Below are 26,018 nucleotides of genomic sequence, written 5' to 3'. Positions count from 1 at the left end.
ATCGTCCCCACCGCGCGGGTGCTGTGCCAGGGACGCCACGACCGTAGGAACGGCATTACCAGGATCGGGAGGGTGGGGCAGGATGGAAGACATGGCGACGAACGAGGGGCTCGGACTGGGCGCGACGATCCGTGCCTGGCGGGAGCGGCTGCCCCCGTCGGCGGCGGGGCTGCCGTCCGGCCGGTCCCGGCGTACGACCGGCCTGCGCCGCGAGGAGCTCGCCGAGCTGGCCGGTCTGTCGGTCGACTACGTGGTGCGCCTGGAGCAGGGACGGTCCACGGCGCCCTCGGCCCAGGTCGTCGCCGCGCTGGCGCGTGCCCTGCGCCTGACCGGCGTCGAGCGGGACCACCTCTACCGCATGGCCGGGCTGGTCCCGCCGCACGACGAGCCGATCCCCGACCGCATCCCGCCGGGCGTGCACCGCGTGCTGAACCGGCTCGGGGACGTGGCGGTCGCCGTGTTCGCCGCCGACTGGCAGCTGATCTGGTGGAACCCCGGGTGGGCGGCCCTGCTCGGCGACCCGTCGACCAAGCCGCCCGGACTCCGCAACTTCGCCCGCGAACGATTCCCGATCGGCTCCGGTGACGACGTACGCATCGCGTCATGGCCGGTGCTCGTGCAGAACGGCGACACCTCGGACCTCGCCATCGTCTCCGACCTGCGCCGCGCCACGGGCCGCTTCCCGCACGACGCTCGCCTGGCCGAGCTGATCCGCCAACTCACCGCCGGCAACGCCACGTTCGCCCGACTGTGGGCGAGCGGCACGGTGGCAGCACACCGCGAGGACCGCAAGACGGTCGACCATCCCGAGGTCGGGCCCGTGGACGTGGACTGCGACGTCCTGACGGACGGCGATTCCGACCTCAAGATCGTCATCTTGACGGCGGCACCGGGCAGTTCGGACGAGGGCAAGTTGCGGCGAGTGATGGCTGACGACAGCGACAGCACGCCCGCGCCCGCCATCTGACCGGATCGGTGCAGGCCTCAATGCTTGGCGAACTGGACCTTCGTGGCCTGTGTGACGTTCGGTCGCACCGCGAGTGGGGCGATGGTGAGTTGTTCGCCGTAGATGTCGGTGAGTCTGATCGCGCCGCCGCAGCCGGTGCCGTCCTCGGAGAGGAAGTAGTTGTAGTCGGCGCGGGCCAACTGCCGCCAGCCGCTGCCCGCGTGGACCTCCAGGCGGGCCAGCGGATTGCGGTGGCCGATCGCCTGGATGCCGCACCAGTAGCGGCTGGAACCGGTCTTGTAGCGGATCGAGATCGTGTCGGAGGTGGTGGGGCTCGCCAGGTTCCAGGTGATCGGGATCCGGCCGGCCGAGGGGCTGGCGAGTTTGGCGAAGGCCTGGGCACTGAGGTCGATCTGGCCGGGTGCGCAGTCTCCCGGGCACTCGTTGGTGATGCGGACCGTGACGGTGGCGCCGCCTGCCGCGTGGACGGTCACGTACGCCCCGCACGCCTTGGACGACTCGTAGTCGGCGGTGTTCATCGCGCCGGTCATGACATCGCCGCTCGGGTCGTACATGCAGGCGCCGCCACCGTCCGCGTCGTAGAAGGTCGCCACTCCTCGGTAGGTGACGCCAGGCCGGATGCGTCCCGCCAACGAAGCGGTGCTGGACGCCTGTTGCCGGGTCTTCGTGGCGGACGGTGCGGCGGAAGCGGTGGTCGCGCGGGCGGACGGTGTCGCCGACGGCTTCTTCGATGCGCCGGTCGGCTTCGCGGAGGCGGTCGAAGTGCTGGTCGCTGACGGCGAGTTCGACGCGGAACCGGTGGCGGAGGGCTCGCTCGCGGCGCGTCCCGCTTCGGACTTCACGTCCTCGGCGCTGCTCTTGTGGCCGGGCAGCAATACCACGGCCAGCGACACGACGATGAGTACCGCGGCCGCCGACAGGAACAGCCACCGCTTCGACACCAGACCTCCTCGACGGCCGCCACCCGTTGCTCGGGGTGATGGGAGCAGCGATCGTGTCAGGCTCGGGGACAGGGCGGCAAGCCCTTTCCAGGAAGGCGCAGTTGGGGACGGGGTCGCGTCCTCGGGCTGATGTGCTTCCTGATGCGCGCCGACCGCTCGAAAAGGCGGGCCTCAACTCCACCTCTGCGGTGTCCGGTTGCCCTCGGGTCAGGACGGGGGGCTGCCGGCGGGGACGAAGCCGTCGGCCCGACTCCAACGCAGCGTGGTATCCCTGCCGAAGACGACCTGTTGGCCGTCATCGGAGACGGTGGCCCGCTCCCAACCGTCGAAGTCCTTCGTGACGTTGACGCTCCACTCGGCCAGGCTGCCGGTGCCGACGGCCGCGAGGGACTCGGTCGGAGGCTCGCCGTCGTAGCAGTAGGAGCCGAAGTCCGCGATCACGGCGACGGTCCCGTTCTTGGTGCGCAGCGTGATGCCCTGGCATGCGTCGGTCCTGGTCCGGTAGACGACCGCCGGTGCGGTCCAGGCCTTCGCCCGGGGGCTGTAGTGCTGCTCGACGAGCCCCTTGCCCCGGCGGTAGTGCAGGGCCACGCGCCGACCGTCGTCGAGTGTCGCCTCGGCGTTGTAGGGGCTTGGGCTGCCGCTCCAGGGGAGGTCGCTCTTCTGCAGCGGGGAGGTGTACACGGAGGAATCCGGGGAGGCGCCGGCGGACGGGGCTTTCGTCACCGAGTGCTGATGACCGCATGCCGCTGCGGTCATCGTCACCAGCGCTGCCGCAGTCGCCCTGGCCAGCACCTGGGTGCCGGGGTTGTGCATACGCGCCTCCCGTCGCTCTACCGCAGCGCAGCATAAGCGCGGTCCAGCCGTCCGCGGGCGCGCACCAGCAGCGAGGTCGCCAGTGCGCAGCGGTTCACGGACCGGCCGGTGGCGTGGTCCAGATACGGCGTTCGGCACTCAGGGGATCGTCGAGGGTCTGCGGAGTGGTGTCCCAAGTCATCGTCGTTCGGCGCTTGTTGGTGTAGCGGGGCCACTGGGGGCCGGGATCGAGGTCGCGGACGAAGGCGACCCAGGCGGCGTGCATCGCGTCGGCGAGGGACTGCGGTGGATGTGGGCCCGTCGCCGCCGTGACGCGTTCCGCGTCCAAGAGGTCGAAGGCGAAGGGGATCTCGATGCAGTGGGCGGCACTGCCCCAGGTGAAGTGGTAGAGCCAGGTGGGGAGTTCGTGGTGGGCGCGGGACTCGGCGAGGGCGAGTGAGGGGCCGCGGAAGATGGCGTCGGTGAGGGCCTGGCCCATGCGTTGGGCCGGGTCCGACTCTGCGTGCAGGGCCGTGTACTCGGTCACGGCGTCGGGGCCGAGGCCGTGACCGGCCAGCACGGCGCGTACGGCCTCGACCGGTGCGGGTGTCGGGGTGCTGCCGGGCGGAGGGTTGAACTCCCCTCGGGTGAAACCGAGGAGCAACGGCACGTCGGCCGCGCTGCCGTCGGCGAAGGCGTCCGGGACGGGGACGGGTATCAGCTCCCCGTCGGCGAAAGGCGCGAGCGTCAGCCCGGCCTCGGGAGTGGCGAGGGCGTCCTGGAGAGCGAGCAGTTCGTCGGCGGTGAGGTCACGGAGTGCCGAGGCGAGGGCGGGGACTCCGGTGCGTTCGGTCAGGCGGGCCGAGTCGGCGAGCGCGTCGCGGCGGTGCTGGGAGGACTTGACCGCGCCGGACTCGGAGATCGCGGCGCGGAAGAGCCCGTGCGCGGAGGGAGTGGCCATCAGGGTCTGCGTCGCGCCGCCGCCCGCCGACTGACCGGCGACGGTGACTTTCGCGGGGTCGCCGCCGAACGCGTCGATGTTGTCGCGTACCCAGGTCAGCGCGGCGATCCAGTCGAGCACACCCCGATTGTCGGGGGCGTCGTCGAGATGCAAGAAGCCCTCGATGCCGAGCCGGTAGCCGATGGACACGAGGACGATTCCGTCGCGGGCGAAGGCGGAGCCGTCGTACCAGGGACTGGCGGCGGATCCGGCGACGTAGCCGCCGCCGTGGATCCAGACGAGGACCGGCAGGTCGGCACCCGGTTGCGGGACCGGGGTGAAGACGTTGAGGTTCAGCACCGCGTCGCCCGGGATCGACGGCTCGGGGATGGTGGTGGGGCCGTCGACGATGAAGGGGCGGCGTTGCGCGGTGGGCCCGTACCGGGTGGCGTCGAGCGGTTCGGTCCACGGCTCGACCGGGACGGGGGCTGCGAAGCGGAGGTCGCCGACGGGGGCCTCGGCGTAGGGGATGCCGAGGAAGCGGGCGGTGGTGTGCTGCCACGTCCCGAGGACGGGTCCCTGGGACGTGACAGCGAGTACGGACTGGGGCACAGATCAACTTCCTTGTGGAGGTGGGGGGTTGTGGGTGGTGGACGAAGTCTCCTGCCCGGCCCGCTACTTGACGCCCTTGATCGGCCGAATCGCGAGCGCACTGATCAGTACGACGGCCATGGCGAAGGCGAACAGGACGCGGTAGCCGGGGAGTTTGTCGGCCCCCGCGGCGAACGAGGTGATGAGCACGGAGGCGATGATCGGTCCCAGCGCCTGCGGGACGTTGGTGGCGATGTTGAGGATGCCCAGGTCCTTCCCTGCCGCCGCACCCTTCGGCAGGACCTCGGTCATCAGAGCCATGTCCAGCGACATGTACGTGCCGAATCCCATGCCGCTGACCAGCGCGTAGGCGTACATCGCGGGCAGGGTGGGGCTGGCCAGCGGGATGGCCATGGACAGGGCGAGCAGCACCGACGCGCCGATCACGAAGATCTTGCGGCGGCCGGTGCGGTCGGAGATCTTCGCCGCGGGTATCGCACCGGCGAGGGTGCCGACGAGGGCGAGCACGGACATCAACTGCTGGGCGCTGTCCACCGCGTCGGCGTCGAGGCCGACGTAGTCCTGGAGGGCGTAGCGCTGGTAGGTGGCGACGCCCCAGTAGCCGAGGATGAACGTCATGCGGGCCACGAACGCCCAGGCGAAGTCGGGGTGTTGACGGGGCGAGACCCAGAAGCCGGTGAGGAACTCCCGCCAGGAGAACGGCTCCGGAGCCTCGGGGCGGGTCCGGTCGCGGTTGAGCAGGACGAACGCGAGCACGACCACCAGGACGATCGCGGCGATGACGCCGTAGCCCAGGCCGAGTCGTCCGGCGTAGCGGGCGGCGAGGACGACACCGAGCGTGGCGCCGAGGTTGGAGCCGAGGCCGACGAAGGCGGAGACCATGCCGAAGCGGCGGGGGGCGACACGGTCGGCCATGACGGCGGTGAGCGGGGCCTGGACGACGTTCAGCAGTACCTGGACGGCGACCCACATCAGCGTGAGCCAGAGCAGGGTGGTCGCGTGCGAGATGGCCAGCAGGGCGAGGGTCGCGCCGACGGCGCCGAACAGCATCCAGGGGGTGCGGCGGCCCAGGCGGCCCCGGGTGCGGTCCGAGAGGGCGCCGATGATCGGCTGGGCGAAGAGCGTGACGATCGACGAGGTCATCGTCACCAGCGCGAGGTTCGATTCCTTCGCGGCGGCGTCTAGGTTCTGGATCTGAGCGGGGAGCAGAACCACGACGAGACCGGCGTAAGCGGTGTAGAGAGCGGCGAATCCCGCACCCATCGACCACATCAGGACGTTGACCTGGGAGCGGCCCAGGGTGTCGTCCGTACGGGAGGTGGGAGGGGCGGAAGAGGTCGAAGCGGACAAGGACGCCTCCACGGGGACGGACCGGCTTCGTTGCCGGTGCCGGGAGTATGGCCACGCCCATTTATTTATTTCAAGGCTCGAAAAATAATAAGTCGGCCACCTTGACCCGATCCCGTCGCACCGGGGCACAATCGTCCGCGTGAACGCCCCCGCCGACTCGGCCGACGTACGACGCCGCAACCTGGCCCTCGTGCTGCGGTATCTCGACGCCCACGGCCCGTGCGCCCGCACCGAGGTGGCCGTCGGCACCGGGCTGGTGCACGCCACCGTCACCGCGCTGGTCGCGGAACTCATCGACCGCGGCCTGGTCCGCGAGGCGGGTTCCGTGACGTCCGGCGGGCGGGGCCGCCCCCGGCGACTGCTGCGGCTCGTGCCCGAGCGCGTGGTCGTCCTCGCCGCCCAGGTGAGCCTGGAGTCCGTCCACGTCATGGCGGCGGACTTCCGGGGCCGCGTCCTGCACCGCGAGTCGGCGCCCCACCACGCGCCGTACGGCGATCCGCGCGCTCTCGCCGCGGTCATCGGCTGCGTGGTGCGGACGGCCGAGGCGGCGGTTCGGGACGCGGCGCCGCACGCGCATCTCGCCCAACTGGCCGTCGCCATGGCCGGACCGGTCGTCGGGCCCTCCCAACTCGTCGCCGCCGCCATCGACTTCGGCTGGCACAGCACCGACCTGCGCGCCCTGGTGGTCGCTGAACTCCCCCGCCTTCACTGCCCTGTTGACGTGGTCAACGACGCCAACATGGCGGCGCTGGCCGAGTACCACGCCCTCGCAGCCGACGGCGTGCGGCACCCCGACACCGTCGCCTACATCAAGGCCGACACCGGAGTGGGCGGCGGGCTGCTCGTCAACGGCCGTGTGCACAGCGGGAGTCACGGCATGGCCGGCGAGATCGGGCATCTGCCGATCGCCCTCGACGGTCCCGAATGCCGTTGCGGCACACGGGGTTGCCTCGCCACGTTCATCGGTCCCGAACCCCTCGTCCACGCGGCCGGGTTGGACGCGGTCGCCGCGACACAGGGCGCCGAAGCGGCGCTCGCCGAGCTGGACCGTCGCCTGCGCGCGGGCGATCCGGACGCGACCGCCGCGCTCGGCGCGGCCGGGGACGCGCTGGGAGCGGCCGTCCTCGGCGTGTCCGGAGTCACCGACGCCGGCGAGATCATCCTCGGCGGATACCTCGCCACCTGGGCCTCCTGGCTCATGCCCGGCCTGGAGGCACGGCTGGCCGGACGCCGCGCCCTCGCACCCGACATGCAGCCGGTCATCACCTTCGGCGTCCTCGGCGGCGAGGCGACCCTGCGCGGCGCGTTCCAGACCTGCCGCGACGCCCTCCTCGACGACCCCACCAGCGTTCCGGCACTCCCCCGGGCGCCGGTCGCCGCGCCGTTGCCGTAACGGAACGCGTCGGGTTCCTACGGCCGCCCACGTGCCGGGATCCTGGGACGAGGCTTCGTGTGTCCGCCTCGCTCCATGCATACTCGGGCTCTGCGCGCGCACCGGCGTTCGCGAGAAGCAGGAGGTGGGCGATGGTGCTGCCGTCGGCAGCGGGGACGGAGCCCCGGAAAATCACGATCAACGACGTCGCCAAGTCGGCCGGGGTGTCCCGGCAGACCGTGTCACGGGCGCTCAACGACAAGGACGAGATCGACAGCGACACCAAACAGCGGGTGCTCGACGCCGCGCGTGCGCTCGGCTACCGACCGAGCAGGTTCGCCCGCGGGCTGGTCCGCCAGGACACGATGACGATCGGGCTGGTCATTCCCGATCTGCTCAACCCGTTCTTCACCGAGGTCGCTGCCGCCGCGCTGGAGGCGGCCAGGACCCGGGGCTGGCAGGTCGTCGTGTACGACACCGGGGACCGGGCGGAGGAGGAACTCGGCACGCTCCAGGTGATCAGCTCCCAAGTGGACGCGGTCATCGGCTACTTCAGCTGTCCCGAGGGCGAGCTGGAGAAGTTCACCCGCGGCATGCCGGTCGTGCTCATCGGCCGGGAGCAGCGGACGCGGTTCAGCGCGATCCGGATCGACGGCGCGGCAGGGGTCCACGCCGCGGTCGCGCACCTGGTCGCACAGGGGCACACCCGGATCGGCATGCTCGACCACCACACCCGCGCCGAGCCGAGCGTCCGGCACGAGTGGTTCACGACGGCCGCGGCGGCACACGGGATCGAGGCCGGCATGGTGGTCGGCGCGGACCAGACGGCCGACGGCGGCGGCGCGGCGCTCAGGACCCTGCTCGGCGAGCACCCCGACGTCACCGCGGTCTTCACGTTCAACGACATCATCGCGATCGGCGCGCTGCGTGAAGCACGCCGGCTGGGCAGGAACGTCCCGCGGGATCTGGCGGTCATCGGCTTCGACGGTCTGCAGCTCGGGGCACTCGTCGAACCCCCGCTCACCAGCGTCGCCCTGGACACGCGACAGCTCGGCGCACTCGCCATCGAGCAGGTCGCGCGCCTGCTCTCGGGAGGGGAAGCGCTTGCGGCCGACGACCTGGTCGTACGGGGCGAACTGCGCCTGAGCGGCTCCGCCTGACCCCCACCCGTGCGCATCCGGTCCGAATGTCTTGACACTCCCCGGCGCCGAAGCGCAAACTTCCGACCATTCGCAACACACTTCAAGAGGTCTATCTGCAGGCAGTCCCGTGAGCGCTCACGGGAGCGCTCACGGGACGCTCTTAGACCCCGTAACAAATGGTGTGCCCACGTCCCTTCCACCCAGAAGGCATCCCGCCCGAGGGATCAGCATCGAGCCGCCTAGCACCGCCGCTAGTCGTTGTCTGGAACGGAAACCATGAGCAGCACAGTCACGCGCATCCGCCTCGGCGTCGTCGCCGCGGCCGCCAGTGTCGCCGTACTCGCCGGATGCTCGTCATCCACGCCGTCGGCGAAGACATCCACCGCCTCCTGCGCGCCCGCGAAGGGCAAGGTCACCCTCCAGTACTGGAACACCGTTCCGGGCATGGACAAGGTCGTGGCCCTGTGGAACAAGAAGAACCCGAACATCCAGGTCGAGACGAAGAACATCTCCAACGACCAGTACGGCACCCTCAGCAACGCCCTCAAGGCCGGGAAGGCGCCCGACCTCTCGCAGGTCGGCTATGACGAGCTGCCCAACCTGCGCACCCAGAACGCCTTCGTGGACGCCTCCGCCTGCTCGGCCGCCACCGCCGCCAAGTCGAAGTTCGTGCCGTGGACCTGGTCGCAGACCAGCTTCGGCGGCACCGGCGTGTTCGCCCTGCCGCAGGACACCGGCCCGATGGCCCTCTACGTACGCAGCGACATCTTCAAGAAGTACGACATCGCGATCCCCACGACCTGGGACGAGTACGCGGCCGCCGCCGCCAAGCTGCACAAGGCGGACTCCAAGCTCGACATCACGTTCTTCGACCCGAACAACGCCGAGTGGTTCAACGGGCTCCTGTGGCAGAACAACGCCCAGATGTACAGCTACTCCGGCGACAAGTGGCAGGTCACGGTCGCGTCGGACCAGAGCAAGCAGGTCGCCGACTACTGGCAGAAGCTGATCTCCGGCAAGCTCGTGCGCACCGACCTCGCCCACGGTTCGACGCAGATGTACGCGGCCTACCAGCAGAACCAGATCGCCAGCTACATCGGCGCCGCCTGGGGCTACAGCATGTTCCGCGACAACCTGCCCAAGCAGGCCGGGAAGTGGACCATCGTCCCGATGCCGACGTGGGGTTCGAACGGCGCCTCCGGTGACTGGGGCGGTTCGACCGTCGCGTTCATGAAGGGCAGCAAGCACCTCTACGAGTCGGTCAAGTTCAACACCTGGCTCAACACCGACCCCGAAGCCCTCGCGCTGGAGAACCAGTTGGGCGGCCTGTACCCGGCGGCCAACGCCGGGCTCCAACTCCCCGCCCTCTCCAAGGGAGTTCCGTACTACAACAACGAGAAGATCTTCGACGTCTTCGCCGACTCGTCCAAGAAGATCAACACCAGCTTCGCCTGGGGTCCCACCCAGAAGACGGTGAACCTCGCGCTGCAGGACGCGATGGCCAAGGCGGCGGCCGGGAACGGCACGCTCTCCGACGCCCTGTCGGCAGCTCAGGCGTCCGCGCTGAAGTCGATGAAGGACCAGGCGATCCCGGCCGCGGCGGGCAAGTGACCGCGAAATGACCGACATCGCAACCCGCGCGTCGCGCGTGGTGGCATCGCCCGGGGGCCGTCGCCGTCTCAACGGCGGCGGCCCCCGGGCCGGCACCATCGTCGCGTTCGTGATCCCGTTCTTCCTCCCGTTCGTGCTGTTCTACCTGGTGCCGGTCGGCTACGCGCTGTGGCAGAGCGTCCGTGTCGTCCGCCGCACCGGCGGCCAGTACGGCACCTCGTACACGACGTTCGGCGGCTTCGAGCAGTACGGAAAGGTCTTCCAGAACGACGAGTTCTGGTCCAGCGTCGGCCGCATCGGACTCTTCGGCATCGTGCAGGTACCGGTGATGCTGTTCGTGGCGCTGACGATCGCGCTGCTCCTCGACACTCCCCTGCTGCGGCTCAAGTCGGTCTTCCGCATCACCGCGTTCATGCCGTACGCCGTGCCCGGTGTCATCGCCGCGATCATGTGGTCGTACCTCTACTCGCCCCAACTCAGCCCCGTCGTCGACCTGTTGAACGGCATCGGGCTCCACCCCGACTTCCTCGGCCCGGGTGCCGTGCTGTGGTCGGCGGCGAACATCTCCACGTGGCTGTGGACCGGCTACAACATGCTGATCATGTTCTCGGCACTGCAGTCGATCCCGCAGGAGCTGTACGAGGCGGCCAAGCTCGACGGCGCCAGCAACTGGACCATCGCGTGGCAGATCAAGGTCCCGATCATCGCCCCGTCGATCGTCCTCACCACGGTGTTCTCGATCATCGGCACGCTCCAGCTCTACGCCGAGCCGGCCGTGCTGCGGCAGATCTCCTCGAACATCTCCAGCACGTTCACGCCGAACATGCTCGCCTACGCGGTGGCCTCCGGGAACAACTACCAGCAGGCCGCGGCGATCTCCGTGGTCATCGCCGTCATCACCTTCGTCCTGAGCTTCGGGTTCATGCGACTGACGTCGAAGAGGGCCGGCCTGTGAGCAACCCATCCATCAACCGCGAGAGCCAGGTCAGCCGTACGGCCGCCATGGCCCTGATGCTCCTCCTCGCGATCTACTTCCTGCTGCCGATCTACTTCCTGATCGTCGCCGCCACCAAGCCGCAGGGAGACCTCGCCGCCACCAACGGCCTGACGTTCTCGCACTTCAACCTGTTCGAGAACCTGCGCGTCCTGTTCACCCGCAGCGACGGCATCTTCGGCCGCTGGGCCCTCAACACCGTGATCTACGCGGTGCTCGGCGCGGCCGTGGGCACGCTGATCTCCGCGCTGTGCGGCTACGCGCTCGCCAAGTTCCGTTTCCGGGGCCGGGAGTTCCTGTTCTCCGTCATCCTCGGCGGCGTCCTGGTCCCCACCACCGCGCTCGCCCTCCCGCTGTTCCTGCTCTTCTCGGCGACGGGCATCGTCAACACGTACTTCGCGGTGTTCCTGCCGAGCATCGTCAGCCCCTTCGGCGTCTATCTCGCCCGGATCTTCGCCAACGCGGCTGTCCCGCAGGAGCTGTTGGAGTCGGCGCGGCTGGACGGCGCGGGTGAGTTCCGCACGTTCTTCTCGGTGGCGTTCAAGCTGATGACGCCGTCGCTGGTGACGATCTTCCTGTTCCAGTTCGTCGCCATCTGGAACAACTTCTTCCTGCCGATGGTGATGCTCCAGAAGGAGTCCCTCTTCCCGATCACGCTCGGCCTCTACGAGTGGAACGGCCAGACCGCCCGCGCCCCGCTCCTCCAGGAGTCCGTGATCACCGGCTCGCTGGTGTCGATCGTGCCCGTGATCATCCTGTTCATCCTGCTCCAGCGGTTCTGGCGCACCGGACTCGCCGCCGGTTCCCTCAAGTGACCGCCCCCGCACAGAAGGTGCCGCACGCCATGACCGACTCCGCTGTCTTCGTGCCCCATTTCCACTGGGACCGGGAGTGGTACGAGCCCTTCCAGGTGTTCCGGCACCGGCTCGTCGCCGCTCTCGACACCGTGCTGGAGACGGCCGAGTCGGACCCGGACTTCCGGTTCACCGTCGACGGACAGATGGCCGCGATCGAGGACTACTTGGAGATGCGGCCGGAGAACCGCGACCGGGTCGCGGCCCTCGTCGCCGAGGGCCGCCTCGCCGTCGGACCGTGGCTGATCCTGCTCGACGAGTTCCTCTGCTCGGGCGAGACCATCGTGCGCAATCTGCAGATGGGTTGGGCGGCAGCGGCCGAGCTGGGTGGCGCGATGCCGATCGGCTATCTGCCGGACATGTTCGGCCACATCGCACAGATGCCGCAGATCCTCGCGCGCGCCGGCATCGATCACGCGGCGCTGTGGCGCGGGGTGCCCGGCTCCGTCGACGGTCACGCCTTCAACTGGCGTGCGCCGGACGGCTCCCAGGTCCGCACCGAGTTCCTCTTCGACGGCTACGACAACGGCCTCGACGTCCTGCTGGTACCCGACCGGATCGGCCGCGCCCTCGGCGACTACGCCGAGATGACGGCCGAACGGTGGGGCGGCGACCCGGTGTTGGCGATGGCGGGCACCGATCACAACGCGCCCGATCCACAGCTCGCTTCCTGGCTGCGGCGGGCCTCGGGCGAGGGGCGGGCCATCACCATCGCCACTCTCGACGAGTACCTCCGCAAGCACGTCCGCGACGAGGTGTCCGCCGTCGTCACGGGTGAGCTGCGCAGCCATGTGCGCGGCAACATCCTCCCGGGCGTGCTCTCCGTCCGGCTCGGCCTCAAGCAGCGGATGGCGCTCGCGGAGCGCATGGTCGACCACGCCGAGCGCGTGAACGCCCTGTGGTCCCGGCGCGACGACTCACCGTTCCTCGACCTCGCCTGGCACAAGATCATCGAGTCGACCGCGCACGACTCGGTCGTGGGCTCCGGCACCGACGAGACCTGCGACCAGGTCGCCGCCCGCCTCGCCGAGGCCACGCAGACGGCCCGCGCCGTACGGGACGCGGCGCTCGCCGAACCCGCCGCCCTGGTGCCGAGCGACGGTCATCTGGTCGCCAACCCGCTGCCGTTCGACCGCTCGGTGCTGGTCGAGGTGGACGTCGTGGCCCCGCCCGAGGGAACCGCGCTGGTCGCGACCGCGGCCGACGGCTCGACGGCCCCCGTGCAGTTGATCTCCCAGGCCCCGACCGTCCTCAGCGACGAGCGCATGGACGCCTCGCAGCTCGAACGCGTCCTGCGCCGCATCCACCGCCGCGAACTCTTCGGCCGCCTGATCGACCACTACGAACTCGCCGCGGGTGAACTCGTCTTCCACCTCGCCGAGGTGCCGGCGAGCGGTCCCTTCGATCTGCTGATCCTGCGCCGCGAGGTCGCCGAAGCAGCAGCTGCGCATCCCGGTGAGTGGCGCGTCCTGACGCTGGAGGAAGCCCGGGCCACCGCGCTCGTACCCGTGAACGTTCCCGCCTCCGGGCTGGCAAGCTTCCGGGTCGAGCCCAGCAACACCACTGCGTCGACCTCGTACTCATCCGCCACGGCGACGGACCGCACCCTCTCCAACGGCCTGGTCGAGGTCACTGTCGCCGCCGACGGCACCCTGGACGTGACCGGGCCCGACGGCACTGTGCTGTACGGCGTCGGCCGGCTCGTCGACGGCGGTGACCGGGGCGACAGCTACAACTACGCTCCCCCGGCGCAGGACGTACTCGTGTCGGAGCCCACGGAGATCACGGTCGAGGTCCTGGAAACCGGCCCCCTGCGTTCACGACTCCGGGTGACCCGTGTCTACGAGTGGCCGGCCTCCCTCTCCGCCGACCGCGATGTCCGCAGCGACCAGGCCGTGCCGACACCGGTGGACACGCTCGTGGAAGTGCGCACGGGCGAACCCTTCGTGCGGGTCTCCACGTCCTTCCTCAACCAGTCCGCCGATCACCGGCTGCGCTTCCACGTGCCGCTGCCCGAGCCGGTGACGACATCCGCTTCGGCGGGTCAATTCGCCGTCACCGAGCGCGGGTTGACCGCCGAGGGCGGCTGGGGCGAGTACCCGCTGCCGACCTTCCCGGCCGGTTCGTTCGTGTCGGCCGGTGCCGCCAACGTCCTGCTCGACCACTCCAGCGAGTACGAACTCGTCGGCGACGGCGCCGAACTCGCGGTCACGCTGCTGCGCGCGATCGGCTCGATCAGTGTCAACATCCACCCCCTGCGTGATGAACCGGCGGCGAGCGAGATCCCCGTACCCGGTGCGCAGGATCTCGGTATGCGTATCGAGAACCGGTTCGCGATCGTCCCCTCGGCGAGAGCGACCGGTTGGCAGGGCGCGAACGCGGTCGCTCTCGCCGAGGAATTCCGCAACGACGTACTGGTCACGCGCGGAACCGCGCCTGCCGGTCACCAACTGCCGCCCGACACAGCTGGGTTGCGGGTCGACGGGAAGGACGTCCTCGTCTCCGCCGTCCGCCGTGTCACCGGCGACGCGTCCGGGTCCGGCACCGAGGTGCGGCTGACCGCGATGCGCGACACCGCGTCGACGGTTCACGTGACGGGGGCGTTCACCGAGGCCGTCACCGTCGATCTGCTGGGCCGGCCGATCTCCCGCACCCAGGTCCAGGACGGCCGGCTCGACCTCGTCCTCGGTCCATGGGAGATCCACACCGTCGTGCTCCGGTAGGCCGCCATGATCGAATGCAATGCCCCCGTTCTGCTCTCACGAAAGAGTTGTGACCTCTTGCTCCCCGAGTTCTCCCCCCATGTTTCCGACCTCGCACCCGGACGTGGCGCACTGCGCCCGGCCCGCTCGTGGCTGCACTCCGACGCGAAGTCCCTTTCCCTGAACGGGTCCTGGCGCTTCCGCCTGTCCCCCACGGCGTCGGTGGCAGAGGACTTCGCGGCCGAGGGCTTCGACGCTCAGGGCTGGGACAACATCCCCGTGCCCTCCCACTGGGTGCTCGAGGGTGATGGGGCTTACGGGCGCCCGATCTACACGAACATCCAGTTCCCGTTCCCGATCGACCCGCCGTACGTACCGGACGAGAACCCCACCGGGGACTATCGCCGCGCCTTCGACATCCCCGCCGACTGGTCGGACGCCGAGCGTGTCGTACTGCGCTTCGACGGTGTCGAGTCCCTCTTCCGCGTGTGGGTCAACGGCGTCGAGATCGGCAGCGCGAGCGGCAGCCGGCTCGCCCACGAGTTTGACGTGACGTCCGCCGTACGGCCGGGCGAGAACGTCGTGGCCGTGCGGGTGCACCAGTGGTCGGCGGCCAGCTATGTCGAGGACCAGGACCAGTGGTGGCTGCCGGGGATATTCCGCGATGTCACCCTCGTGGCCCGCCCGGCCGGGGGCATCGAGGACGTCTGGCTGCGGACCGGTTTCGACGACGGGCGCGGGAAAGTCGAGGCGGAGATCACCGCCGCCGCCACGGCGTTCCCGGTCACCCTGCGCATCCCGGAACTCGCCGTCGAGCGGGTCTGGGCCGCGCCGGACGACGTGGTCCCCTTCGACATCGCCGACGTGGAGCCCTGGTCGGCCGAGCGGCCCCGCCTGTACGACGCCACCGTGTCGACGGCCGCGGAGACCGTCACCCTGCGGGTGGGATTCCGTACCGTCGAGATCCGTGGGGACCAGTTCCTCGTCAACGGGCGCCGTGTCGTCTTCCACGGGGTGAACCGGCACGAGGCCCATCCCGAGCGCGGCCGTGTCTTCGACGAGGAGCACGCGCGCGAGGACCTGGCCCGGATGAAGCGGTTCAACGTGAACGCGATCCGCACCAGCCACTACCCGCCGCATCCCCGGCTGTTGGACCTCGCCGACGAGCTCGGGTTCTGGGTGATCCTCGAATGCGATCTGGAGACGCACGGCTTCGACAAGGTCGGCTGGGTCGGCAATCCCAGTGACGATCCGGCCTGGCGCGAGGCGTACCTCGACCGCATCGAGCGCACCGTCGAACGGGACAAGAACCATCCCAGCATCGTGATCTGGTCGCTCGGCAACGAGGCGGGCACCGGCAGCAACCTCGCCGCGATGTCGGCGTGGGTCCACGCCCGCGACGCCGAACGCCCCGTGCACTACGAGGGCGACTACACCGGCGAATACACCGACGTCTACTCGCGCATGTACGCGTCCGTGCTGGAGACCGAGCAGATCGGCACCGACGGCTCGCGCGCCCCGCTCCTCAACTGCACGCCCTCGCAGGGCGCCAGGCAGCGCACCAAGCCGTTCCTGCTGTGCGAGTACGCGCACGCGATGGGCAACGGACCGGGCGCGTTCGACCAGTACGAGGCGCTGGTGCACGAGTATCCGCGCCTGCACGGCGGCTTCGTCTGGGAGTGGCGCGACCACGGCATCCTGGCCACCACCCCGGACGGAACGCCGTACTACGCGTACGGCGGCGACTTCGGAGAGGTCCTCCACGACGGCAACTTCGTGATGGACGGCATGCTGTTGAGCGACGACGTCCCGACTCCCAGCCTGTACGAGTTCAAGGCCGTCGTGGCGCCGGTGCAGTTCGTCTTCGAGGGCGACAAGGTCGCGATCACCAACCTCCGTCATACGACCGACACGTCCGACCTGCGTTTCCGCTGGCGGGTCGAGCACGACGGAGTGCCGGTGGATTCGGGGGAGTTGGAGGTCCCGCGCGTCGCGGCGGGCGACTCGGGCCGGGTGTCGCTGCGGCCGGTCCCGGTGTCGCCGGACGCCGAGACGTGGCTGACGATCGACGCGGAGTTGGCGACCGGAACCGCTTGGGCGCCCGAGGGCCACGTGCTCGCAACTGCCCAGCTGGACAGGTCACTTCGCCGTCCTGTTCCCGGGGCCCGGCACCGAAGCGGCTGGGAGCCCGGCGACGGGACGGTCACGATCGGCATCGCCGAGTTCGTCGGCGGGTCTCTCGTCAAGCTGGGCGAACGAGCCGTGGCCGGGCCGCGGTTGGAGCTGTTCCGGGCGCCGACCGACAACGACAAGGGCGCGTGGGGCGAGGTCGACGAGAGCGACGCGAGCGTCTCCGGGGTGTCCAACGCCGAGCTGTGGCGTCGCGACGGGCTGGACCGGCTGACCTCGCGACGGGTGTCCGTGGAGCAGACCGCGGACGCGCTGCGCACGGTCGACAAGGTCTCGGCCGCCGACTCGGGCCTGTCGGTGATGGTCGAGTCCGTCTGGTCGCGGGAGAGCGGCGGCGATCTGGAACTGCGCGTCGAGATCCAGCCCTCGCACGGCTGGCGGACGGTGTGGCCGCGGATCGGGGTGCGTTTCGACCTGCCCGACGGCACGGCTCCCGTGGACGGCGCCGAGTGGTTCGGCCTCGGCCCGCTGGAGTCCTACCCCGACAGTGTGCGCGCGGCCCGCACCGGCCGTTTCGCCGCCTCCGTCGGCGACCTCTCGGTCGACTACGCGCGCCCACAGGAGACCGGTCACCGCTCCGAACTGCGTCGCCTGGCCCTGACCAGCGGCGACACCGAAGTGCTGCGTGTCGAGGCACTCCCCGACACGCACGGACGACGCCCCGGATTCACGCTCAGCCGTCACACCCCACAGGAGATCGCGAAGGCCGGGCACCCCTTCGAGCTGCCGGAATCGACGACGAGCCGGCTTATCGTCGACGCCGCCCAGCACGGGCTCGGATCGAGGGCCTGCGGTCCGGACGTGTGGCCCGAGTTCGCGCTGCGCCCGGAATCCCGGACGATCAGGCTCCGTATTGCGGCACCGCGCTAGACGGGCGCGGCTGAGGGCGCGGTCTCGCACGGCGGCGACCGCGCCCTCAGTATGGGAGGGGACGACCGTCGTCCAGGCGCGACCGTACCGGTCGTCCCCGTGGGAAAAGTTCCCCGTGGGAAGGAGTTCCCCGTGCCCACGCTCCTGTCTGTGAATGTCGGTATGCCGAAGGACGTTCCCTGGCAGGGCAGGAACGTCCGCACCGGTGTGTGGAAGTACCCGGTGCAGGGTCCGGCGATGGTCCGCCGCCTCAACATCGACGGCGACGGCCAGGGCGACACCGCGGGCCACGGCGGCGAGCAGCGGGCCGTGCTCGTCTACCAGCTCCAGTCGTACCGGCACTGGCAGCGGCATTTCGGCCGGGACGACCTCGGCTACGGCCAGTTCGGCGAGAACCTCACCGTGGACGGGCTGCTCGACGACGAGGTCTGCATCGGCGACCGGTACCGCATCGGCGAGGCCGAGTTCGAGGTCACCCAGCCGCGCGTCACCTGCTATCGCGTCGGTATGCGCTTCGGCGAACCCGAGCTGGCCGCCCTGCTGGTGAGCCATCACCGTCCGGGCTTCTACATGCGGGTCGTCCGGGAGGGGCACATCCAGGCGGGCGACCGGATCGTACGGACCAGGACCGGTCCCGGCGCGCTGAGCGTGGCCGCCACCGACGCGCTGCTCTACCTCCCCGGCCGCGACCCCGCCAAGCTGCGCCTCGCCCTGGACGTGCCCGCGCTGAGTCCCGGCTGGCAGGGATCGTTCCGTGAACTGCTCGCCGCCGGTTCGGAACCGGCCCCCCGCCCGGCCTGGGACGGTTTCCGCACGCTGCGGGTGACGGACGTGATCGCGGAGAACACGACGGTCAGCTCGATCCGGCTCACCGCCCCGGACGGCTCCCCGCTCCCGGCCGCCCGCGCCGGCCAGTACCTGACACTGCGCGTGCCCGTGCCGACTGACCCCGCCCCCGTACGCAGCTACTCACTGTCCGCCGCACCCGACGCCGGCAGCTACCGGATCAGCGTCAAACACGAGCCCCACGGCACGGCGAGCGGCTACCTGACCACGCGGCTACGACCAGGTGCCGAGCTCCAAGTCGCCGCGCCCCGGGGCGACTTCGTGTACGCCGAGGGCAGCGGGCCGGTCCTCCTCGTCTCCGCCGGTATCGGCCTCACGCCGGTGCTGTCCATGCTGCACGAGTTGGTCGCGCAGGGCAGCAAGCGTGAGGTCTGGTGGATCCACGGTGCCCGCGGTCCTCGCGAACACCCCTTCGCCGCCGAGGCACACGACCTGATCGCTTCGCTGCCGGACGCGCACGAGCACCTGTTCTACAGCGCGGCCACACCCGAGGAACGGCAGCGCGCCCACGCCACGTCGGGGCGCCTCACGAAGGACAGGCTGATCGCACTGTCCGTCCCGGCCGACGCGACCGCCTACATCTGCGGCCCCGCCTCCTTCATGGCCGACATGCAGCAGGCTCTCGCCGAGGCCGGTATCGACCCGACCCACATCCACACTGAGCTGTTCGGAGCGCTGGCCGCGATCAACCCCGGCCTCACCGGTCAGACCGTCCGGGCACCCCACAAGCCCCCGGGCCCGCCCGGAACCGGCCCGCTGGTGACCTTCGCCCGCAGCGGCATCGCCGTACCGTTCGACGACAGCAGCCGCAGTGTGCTCGAACTCGCCGACGCCTGCGACGTACCCACCCGCTGGAGCTGCCGCACCGGCGTCTGCCACACCTGCGTCACACCCCTGCTGTCCGGCACGGTCACCTACTCCCCCGATCCCCTCGAACCACCGCCCGCCGGCGAGGTCCTCATCTGCTGCGCCAGGCCCGGAGCGGACATCGTCCTGGACATGTAGGACCGACGCGGAACCCCCGTAGAAAAGATTCTTCCGACCTGCAACCTCGATGCCGTCGGAACGTCTGTCCGGGTGGAGGCGCCTCCGAGCCAGGGCCTTCGCCACGGGAAGCCACCTGTGGCGGCGGCCCGCCAGTCCCGTCACCATCGACGATTCGAGGAATCACATGTCCGCAGGTCAGGCTGTCCGTAGCAGCCTCCGCTCGGGCCGGGTGCGGCTCGCGCTGGGAGTCGCCGTCGCCGCCTCCGCGCTCGCCGTCGGCAGCACCCTCACCGCCCATGCCGACACCGCTCGGCCCGCCCCTCAGCACAACGTCCAGTACGTGGACGTCGACCTGTGCGACGAGACCCCGGACCCAAACCCGGTCGACGCGGTACCGGGCGGGAAGGACGACCTCCCGAAGCCCACGTCCACCGAGAACGCCTCCGTCCTCGACTGCTCGGTGGACGTTCCGGGCGGCGGGGACCCGGTCGACGCGGTGCCCGTCCCCGGGAAGTAGCGAGCGGCCGAGGTGGAGCCGCCGGGTCCCCGCCCGGCGGCTCCACCGTCCGTCCGGTCGTTCCGGACGATGAGTACGAAGACCATGAAGTCCGGGAGATCCATGAACGCAGCGACGACCCTGGCCGCCCCGGCCCAGGCCCACGGCATGCCCGCGGGCGCCTACAGACCCCTGTGTGGTCCGGCTCGTACCTGGGCGGACGCGCTGCGACGGGCGGCACGGCGCCTGGTGCGCGAGGCGACCTCGCGAGGCCGACCGCCCACGGACTCACCGGCTGTCCCCACCGACCTCGGTGAACCCGGCATCGACGAGCTCTACTCCCACCGCCGCCTCGAACTGGTCCGGCTAGCCCTGCTCCTGGTGGACGACCTCCCCACGGCGGAGGACGTGGTGCAGGACGTCTTCGCGGCGCTCTACCGCCGGTACGGCAAGCGACTGGTCGGCCTGGACAACCCCGACGCGTATCTGCGGACCAGCGTGGTCAACACCTCACGCTCGGTGCTGCGCCGCCGCCGTACGGTACGCGCCCACGTCCCCGAACGCGAAGGACACGCACCCTCGGCCGAGGAGCCCGTGCTGCTGCGCGAGGAGCACGGTGAGGTGATCGCCGCTCTGCACCGCCTGACCCGGCGGCAACGTGAAGTGCTGGTCCTGCGGTACTGGTCCCATCTCAGCGAGGCCCAGATCGCCGACACGCTGGGCCTGTCCTGCGGGACGGTCAAGTCCACCGCGAGCCGCGCGCTGGTCGCCCTGCGCCGACAGTTGGAGGCTCCCCGATGATCGAGCACGACCTCGGCTCCGGTGGTCGTACTCCGGATCACCTCGAACAGCGGCTGCGCGACGCCCTGCGAGCCCGGGCCGACTCCGTCGACCTGCCCGCGCTGCGGCCCGCCGTCCCGCCGACCGGGCAGGTCCGGTTCCGACTGCCGGTCGTGCACCCCGTCCGCCGCACCGCGCTGGCGTTGCTCGTGCTGGCCGCCGCCGTGATCGGTGTCCTGTTCGTGGCGCACCAAGGCCGGGAGGCGCCGGTCAGGCCCGCGAACATCCCGTCGGTGTCGCCCTCGCCCGATGTCACCACCGCCGTACCGGAGGGGACCGGAGCGGTCGACGCGGTGCCTTTCCCCTGACCTAGCAGGCCAACTGCCCTGCCCCTGCTGCCCATTCATGCGTCGGGAGGTCGAGGAGCCGTTCGATCCGGGCGCTGTCCGGCAGAGGACCGTGATCGGCCGTCACCTTGAGCGCGGACGATGCCGTGATGTGCCCCAGCCGTAGCGCGCGCTCCATGCCCTCGCCGCGCAGCAGGCCGGTCAGAACTCCGGCCGCGAACGCGTCACCGGCCCCGACGGGCTCGACCACATCCGTCCCCAGAGCGGGCACGGTCCACGTCCCCTCGTCGCTGAAGGCGATGGCCGCATGGCCGCCGTCCTTGACGACGAGGAGGCACGGGTGCGGCAACAGCCTTCGTACGTCGGCGGGTTCGAGGTCCGCGTCCCAGAGATCCCGCGCCTCGTCGAGGCCGACGAAGGTGATGTCGGCCCGGTCGGCGAGGTCGCGCAGCACGGTGGCAGCCGTACCGGGCGGCCACAGCGCGGGGCGGTGATTGACGTCGAAGCTGATGGCGTACGGCCGTTCGCCGGCCGGGACGGTGAGCGCGGTGGTCACCAGTTTCCGGCAGGACGGGGACAGTGCCGGGGTCACGCCCGTGAGGTGCACCACGGAGGCCGATCGCAGCTTGGCGTCGTCGAGTACGTCGGGGCCCATCGCCGAGGCCGCCGAGTTGCCGCGGTAGTAGTGGACGCGGGTCCGCGAACCGGACGGCTCCTTCACGAGCAGGCCCGTGGGCCGCTCCGGGTCGCAGCGCACGCCGCTGACATCGACGCCGGCCGCACCGACCTCGGCAAGCACTCGCCGTCCCAACGCGTCGTCGCCCACTGCCGAGAGCCAGGAGACGGGTATCCCCAGGTCCGCCAGGTACATGGCCACGTTCGACTCCGCGCCGGCCACCGACACCCGCAGGTCATCGGCGCTCTCCAGGGACGCGGACGGGGCGGGAGCCAGCGCCGCCATGGTCTCCCCGATGCAGACCACCGCTCCTCCGGCCGACCGCCAGTCGTCCTTCATGACGCCTCCCCGGCGAACGACGCGTTCCGTACGACGGCGAGAAAGGCACGGGCTCGGGCGCGCAGCGCGGTGAGGCTGCCGCCGTCGGCCGCGTCGCCGACCAGGGGCGAGCCGACTCCGACGGCGGTCGCTCCGGCGTCCAGATATGCCCGGGCGGCTGCCTCGTCGACGCCGCCCACCGGCACGAACGCCTCGTGCGGGAACGGTCCCCGCAACGCCTTCAGATAGGCGGGGCCGCCCGCCTCGGCGGCCGGGAAGATCTTCAGCGCGGCAACACCGAGGGGACGCGCGGCCAGGATCTCGGTGGGGGTCATCACCCCGGCCAGCACCGGCAGTTCGAGCCGGTGCGCCTCGCGGATGCCGTCCCCGAGCGCGGGGGTGACGGCGAAGGTCGCGCCGGCCCGCCGGGTGGCGCGGGCATCCTCGACGGTCAGGACGGTACCGGCGCCGAGGGGCCGGTCGGGGCCGAGTTCCTTGCGTGCCCGCTCGATGACGGACAGGGCGTCCGCACCGGTCAGGGACACCTCGATCAGCTCGACGCCCTCCTCGGCCAGGGTCAGCACGGTGCGTACCGCGGCCTCGGGATCGGTGCCCCGGACGATCGCGAGCAGGCGGTGGGCGGCAAGGGCCGCTCGAAGATCCATGTGACGAATTCCCTTCCTGTACAGGTCGGTTCAGGCACAACGGCAGTTCGTGGTCAGCATCAGCCGCCACCGCACTTCGCCCGAGCCGGGTACCCGGGCGGCGTCACCGGGGCCCGCCTGAGTGAGGTCGAAGACGCGGCCGAGCATCGGTTCGACGCCGGTGCTGCGGTAGGGGTGTTGGGCGGGGAAGCCGCCCAGGTTGCGCCACAGGGCGATGGACAAGGGCTGTCCGTCCGCTTCGAGGGCGAAGGCGAGACGGTCGTTCTGGTCGTGGACGCAGCAGTGGGAAGCGTCGACGACTGCTCCTACGGCGGTGCCGTCGTCCGGGCCGAACCGGTCCAGGCGCAGTCCGCAGGGTGCGGGCCAGTTGCCCTCCACCCATGAGGCGCCGTCCGGCCACGCCCGGTCCAACAGCGGTGCGGATTCCGGGAAGAGCCGGGTGTCCGCTCCGTCGCGGGTGTGCAGACCCGCATGCTCGGAGAGGTCGAGCAGGGCATGAGCGGCCCATACGAAGCGGAAGCCCGCGTCGGCTTTCAGGACGTAGTCGACCTCGGCTCCGTCGCCGACGCCGCGTATCTCCCGCGTCAGGGTGAAACGGTCGCAGCGGAGGACGTCCGTCTCCCCTTCCCGCGTCCAGGGCCGTGACCAGGCATCCCCGTGGTCGGGGATGCCCCGGACGGTGGGGACGCACTCCTCCAGTCCGCCCGCGTCCACGAAGGCGTCACCGGGTGACACCTTCTCCCGCTCGGGCGCGTCCCGCCGCCACAGCCATTCGCGCCCCGCTCCCCGCAGCGAGGTCCAACGGCCGCCGTGGGCACGGTCGATAACGATGTCGAACGGCACGGTCACCACTCCGCGAAGGAGCCGTCGGGGTGTCGCCACACGGGGTTGCGCCAGGCGTGACCGGTGCGGTCGGCGGCGCGTACGGCTGCCTCGTCGACGGTGATGCCGAGGCCGGGGACGTCCCCGCGCAGTGCGTGGCCGTCGACGAAGCGAAAGGGCGCGGGGTCGACGAGGTAGGAGAGCAGGTCGGCGTCCTTGTTGTAGTGGATACCGCGACTCTGTTCCTGGATTAGGAAGTTGGGGGTGGCGAAGGCGACTTGGAGACTGGCCGCCAGCGCGATCGGGCCGAGCGGGCAGTGCGGGGCGAGTTGGGCGCCGTAGGCCTCCGCGAGGGAGGCGATGCGGTGGACCTCCGAGATGCCGCCGGCGTGGGACAGGTCGGGCTGGGCGACGGCGATGCCCGCGGTGAGCGGGGGCAGGAACTCGGCGCGTCCGTAAAGGCGTTCACCGGTGGCGAGCGGTACCGGGCTCGACTCGACCAGGCCCGCCAGCAGGTGGCCGTGCTCGGGCAGGACGGGTTCCTCCACGAACAGCGGGTGCAGCGGGGCGAGTTCGGCGAGGACGCGACGGGCGGCGGCCGCGGTGAAGCGGCCGTGGAAGTCGACGGCGACATCGCGGTCGGGGCCGAGTGCCTCGCGGGCGGCGGCCACGCGGGCGACGATCGCGGCGGTCTCGGCGGGGGTGGGGATCGCCGAGGTGGCTCCGGCGGCGTTCATCTTCACCGCGGTGAAACCCGCTTCGACCTGGGCGGCTATCTGCTCGCTCAGCTGGGCGGGTTCGTCGCCGCCGACCCAGGCGTAGACCCGGACACGGTCGCGCACCGGGCCGCCGAGCAGGGCGTGCACGGGAGCGCCGTACGTCTTCCCGGCGATGTCCCACAACGCCTGGTCGAGGCCGGCGACGGCGCTGGAGAGGATCGGGCCGCCCCGGTAGAAGCCGCCCTTGGACATCACCTGCCAGTGGTCCTGGATGCGCAACGGGTCCTGGCCCACTAGGTGTTCGGCCAGGACGTCGACGGCGGCACGCACGACTTCGGCGCGCCCTTCGACGACCGGTTCGCCCCAGCCGACCACGCCCTCGTCGGTCTCGACGCGGCAGAACAGCCAGCGGGGCGGGACCAGGAAGGTTTCGACACGGGTGATCTTCACTGAGACCGGGAGCCTTCCGTTTCTTCGAAGTCCGCTTCGGGGTCTTCTTCGGAGTCGCCGAGGCGGTCCAGGTCGCGGCCCGCCTGGTCGAGCAGCGCGCGCATCGCGGCCTCGGCGGCCTGCGGGTCCTGGTCGCGTACGGCGTCCAGTACGGCGCGGTGGGCCGGGACCGGGTCCTCGCTGTGGGGGGCGCTGTGCACGATGCGGTCGCGGTGTGCCAGGCCGGACTCGATCACCATCTCCATGCGTTCGAGGAGTTCGTTGTGGGTGGCGGCGAGCAGGGCGCGGTGGAAGGCGAGGTCGGCCTCGACGGCGTGGGCGGCGTCGGTGCCCCGCTCCCCCATCGCGTCGAGGGCGCCGTCCAGCGCGGCCAGGTCGGCGTCGGTACGGCGCAGGGCGGCCAGGCGGACGGCGGCGGGTTCGATGATGGCGCGCACTTCGCCGAGGTTGTGCAGCAGCGCCCGGTCGGACTCGGTGGTGGAGGCGCCCTCGAACTGCCAGCGCAGCACGTCGGCGTCGAGCAGGTTCCACTCGGCACGGGGGCGCACGAAGGTGCCGCGCCGCTGCCGGGCGTCGACCATCCCCTTGGCGGCGAGCACCTTCAGCGACTCGCGCAGGGCGGTCAGACTCACGTCCAACTCGCTCTGCAGCGCCACCAGATCGAGTGTGGCCCCTTCGGCGATCTCGCCGCCCAGGATGCGGCGGGCGAGGACTTCCACGGTCTGGCCGTGGACGCCGCGTCGGGCATAGGGCGTCATGTCGTACAGCCTTTCTGCTGATGAGGGAGCGTGGTCATGCGGAGGCCTTGACGACGCTCCAGCCGCCGTCCACCACGAGACTCGTACCGGTGATGTAGGAAGCTTCGTCCGCGCTGAGGAACGCTATGGCCGCGGCCACCTCCTCGGCCGTGCCGAAGCGGCGCGCCGCCGTCTCGGCGATGCTGCGTTCCCGTTCCTCGGGCGGCACCCTGTCCCAGGCGGCGGTCAGTATCGGTCCCGGCAGGACGGCGTTGACACGCACAACAGGGCCGTATTCGACGGCGAGTTGGCCGCACAGGGAGAGCAGGGCGCCCTTGGCGGCGGCGTAGGCGGGATGCCCGGGAATGCCCTTGTGGGCGTGCACGGACGAGGTGAGCACCACCGCGCCCCGCCGGTCCTCCAGATCGGGCAGGACCGCCCGGAACCCGAGAAAGCTGCCGGTCAGATTGACGTCGAGCTGCCGCTGCCAGGACGCCAGGGACATCTGGTGAGCCGGCGTGACATCGACCGTGAAGGCGTTGCTGACGAGGACGTCGACGGGCCCGAACCCGTGCGCGGCGCCGACGATCCGCACCCAGTCGTCCTCGACCGCGACATCGGCGGCCACGAACCGGGCCCGCCCACCGTCCTTGCCGATCCGCGCCACCACCGCCTCGCCCCGCTCCTCCGCGATGTCGACGAGCACGACGGCGGCTCCTTCCTCGGCGAGGCGTACGGCCGTGGCGGCTCCGATGCCGGAGGCCGCTCCGGTGACCACGGCCGTACGCCCGGTGAAACGGGCGCCGTGCCGTCGTACGGACTGGTCCATCGAGGT

Annotated in this window: 22 protein-coding genes; 12 read left to right on the top strand and 10 right to left on the bottom strand. The window is 70.7% G+C overall.

The genetic code is table 11. The features are described 5' to 3' along the window. The first annotated feature begins 82 nt into the window (after positions 1-82). Complete coding sequence (locus OO70_RS01655) at positions 83-967, top strand: helix-turn-helix transcriptional regulator (protein ID WP_043662760.1); 885 nt, start codon at positions 83-85, stop codon at positions 965-967. 17 nt (positions 968-984) lie between these two features. On the opposite strand, the gene OO70_RS01650 is transcribed toward OO70_RS01655, so the two are convergent. The 4 genes from OO70_RS01650 to OO70_RS01635 all read right to left on the bottom strand — a co-directional run bounded on the left by OO70_RS01650 (position 985) and on the right by OO70_RS01635 (position 5,605). Beyond that, positions 985-1,908, bottom strand: a complete 924-nt coding sequence (locus OO70_RS01650; protein WP_043662758.1) for an expansin EXLX1 family cellulose-binding protein — start codon at positions 1,906-1,908, stop codon at positions 985-987. 207 nt (positions 1,909-2,115) lie between these two features. Continuing rightward, complete coding sequence (locus tag OO70_RS01645; RefSeq protein ID WP_234336661.1) at positions 2,116-2,724, bottom strand: hypothetical protein; 609 nt, start codon at positions 2,722-2,724, stop codon at positions 2,116-2,118. Positions 2,725-2,818: 94 nt separating this feature from the next. Next, positions 2,819-4,255 carry a carboxylesterase/lipase family protein gene (locus OO70_RS01640; RefSeq protein WP_043662756.1) on the bottom strand — a complete coding sequence of 479 codons (1,437 nt, stop codon included), beginning with the start codon at positions 4,253-4,255 and terminating at the stop codon, positions 2,819-2,821. Between the two features lie 63 nt (positions 4,256-4,318). Continuing rightward, positions 4,319-5,605, bottom strand: coding sequence for an MFS transporter (locus tag OO70_RS01635; RefSeq protein ID WP_234336660.1), 1,287 nt, complete (start codon positions 5,603-5,605; stop codon positions 4,319-4,321). A gap of 139 nt (positions 5,606-5,744) precedes the next feature. Here OO70_RS01635 and OO70_RS01630 point away from each other — a divergent pair, with 139 nt between their 5' ends. The 11 genes from OO70_RS01630 to OO70_RS01580 all read left to right on the top strand — a co-directional run bounded on the left by OO70_RS01630 (position 5,745) and on the right by OO70_RS01580 (position 20,817). Then, positions 5,745-6,998 carry an ROK family transcriptional regulator gene (locus OO70_RS01630; protein WP_043662752.1) on the top strand — a complete coding sequence of 418 codons (1,254 nt, stop codon included), beginning with the start codon at positions 5,745-5,747 and terminating at the stop codon, positions 6,996-6,998. A 131-nt stretch (positions 6,999-7,129) separates the two neighbouring features. Further along, positions 7,130-8,137: a LacI family DNA-binding transcriptional regulator gene (locus tag OO70_RS01625; RefSeq protein WP_106971591.1), complete on the top strand. Its 1,008-nt coding sequence runs from the start codon at positions 7,130-7,132 to the stop codon at positions 8,135-8,137. Between the two features lie 258 nt (positions 8,138-8,395). After that, positions 8,396-9,730 (top strand): ABC transporter substrate-binding protein, encoded by a 1,335-nt coding sequence (locus tag OO70_RS01620; protein ID WP_043662751.1) that lies wholly within the window; start codon positions 8,396-8,398, stop codon positions 9,728-9,730. Between the two features lie 7 nt (positions 9,731-9,737). Continuing rightward, positions 9,738-10,685, top strand: a complete 948-nt coding sequence (locus tag OO70_RS01615; RefSeq protein WP_043662750.1) for a carbohydrate ABC transporter permease — start codon at positions 9,738-9,740, stop codon at positions 10,683-10,685. Positions 10,686-10,732: 47 nt separating this feature from the next. Continuing rightward, positions 10,733-11,539: a carbohydrate ABC transporter permease gene (locus tag OO70_RS01610; protein ID WP_407702735.1), complete on the top strand. Its 807-nt coding sequence runs from the start codon at positions 10,733-10,735 to the stop codon at positions 11,537-11,539. 29 nt (positions 11,540-11,568) lie between these two features. Then, entirely contained in the window at positions 11,569-14,301 is a 2,733-nt protein-coding gene (locus OO70_RS01605) for a glycoside hydrolase family 38 N-terminal domain-containing protein (protein ID WP_043662746.1), read from the top strand. Between the two features lie 57 nt (positions 14,302-14,358). Continuing rightward, positions 14,359-17,340, top strand: coding sequence for a glycoside hydrolase family 2 TIM barrel-domain containing protein (locus OO70_RS01600; RefSeq protein ID WP_043662744.1), 2,982 nt, complete (start codon positions 14,359-14,361; stop codon positions 17,338-17,340). Between the two features lie 132 nt (positions 17,341-17,472). Beyond that, on the top strand, positions 17,473-19,191 hold the full coding sequence (locus OO70_RS01595) for an MOSC and FAD-binding oxidoreductase domain-containing protein (RefSeq protein WP_043662742.1): 1,719 nt from the start codon (positions 17,473-17,475) through the stop codon (positions 19,189-19,191). Positions 19,192-19,357: 166 nt separating this feature from the next. Then, the gene (locus tag OO70_RS01590; RefSeq protein ID WP_043662741.1) at positions 19,358-19,690 is read left to right on the top strand and encodes a hypothetical protein; all 333 of its coding nucleotides are present in this window, start codon (positions 19,358-19,360) and stop codon (positions 19,688-19,690) included. A 102-nt stretch (positions 19,691-19,792) separates the two neighbouring features. After that, the gene (locus tag OO70_RS01585) at positions 19,793-20,470 is read left to right on the top strand and encodes a SigE family RNA polymerase sigma factor (protein ID WP_043662739.1); all 678 of its coding nucleotides are present in this window, start codon (positions 19,793-19,795) and stop codon (positions 20,468-20,470) included. After that, a complete protein-coding gene (locus OO70_RS01580) occupies positions 20,467-20,817 on the top strand; it encodes a hypothetical protein (protein ID WP_043662737.1) in 351 nt (116 codons plus the stop codon). Before OO70_RS01585 ends, OO70_RS01580 begins: the two co-directional genes overlap by 4 nt. 1 nt (position 20,818) lies before the next feature. Here OO70_RS01580 and OO70_RS01575 read toward each other — a convergent pair whose 3' ends face one another. From OO70_RS01575 to OO70_RS01550, 6 genes are read right to left on the bottom strand one after another with little or no spacing between them, the layout of a single operon-like run. Continuing rightward, a complete protein-coding gene (locus OO70_RS01575; RefSeq protein ID WP_043662735.1) occupies positions 20,819-21,811 on the bottom strand; it encodes a sugar kinase in 993 nt (330 codons plus the stop codon). Beyond that, positions 21,808-22,455, bottom strand: coding sequence for a bifunctional 4-hydroxy-2-oxoglutarate aldolase/2-dehydro-3-deoxy-phosphogluconate aldolase (locus tag OO70_RS01570; RefSeq protein WP_043662733.1), 648 nt, complete (start codon positions 22,453-22,455; stop codon positions 21,808-21,810). The genes OO70_RS01575 and OO70_RS01570 overlap by 4 nt, the downstream gene beginning before the upstream one ends. Before the next feature lie 30 nt (positions 22,456-22,485). Beyond that, positions 22,486-23,304: a hypothetical protein gene (locus OO70_RS01565; protein ID WP_043662732.1), complete on the bottom strand. Its 819-nt coding sequence runs from the start codon at positions 23,302-23,304 to the stop codon at positions 22,486-22,488. Then, positions 23,301-24,446, bottom strand: coding sequence for a galactonate dehydratase (dgoD, locus tag OO70_RS01560; protein WP_043662730.1), 1,146 nt, complete (start codon positions 24,444-24,446; stop codon positions 23,301-23,303). Before dgoD ends, OO70_RS01565 begins: the two co-directional genes overlap by 4 nt. Continuing rightward, positions 24,443-25,204, bottom strand: coding sequence for a FadR/GntR family transcriptional regulator (locus OO70_RS01555; protein WP_043662729.1), 762 nt, complete (start codon positions 25,202-25,204; stop codon positions 24,443-24,445). Before OO70_RS01555 ends, dgoD begins: the two co-directional genes overlap by 4 nt. A gap of 34 nt (positions 25,205-25,238) precedes the next feature. Continuing rightward, positions 25,239-26,012, bottom strand: coding sequence for an SDR family NAD(P)-dependent oxidoreductase (locus OO70_RS01550; RefSeq protein WP_043662727.1), 774 nt, complete (start codon positions 26,010-26,012; stop codon positions 25,239-25,241). Between the last annotated feature and the right edge of the window lie 6 nt (positions 26,013-26,018).

Source organism: Streptomyces xylophagus, assembly GCF_000716435.1.
In the GTDB taxonomy this organism is placed as follows: domain Bacteria; phylum Actinomycetota; class Actinomycetes; order Streptomycetales; family Streptomycetaceae; genus Streptomyces; species Streptomyces xylophagus.
This window is presented reverse-complemented; position numbering and strand designations above follow the sequence as displayed.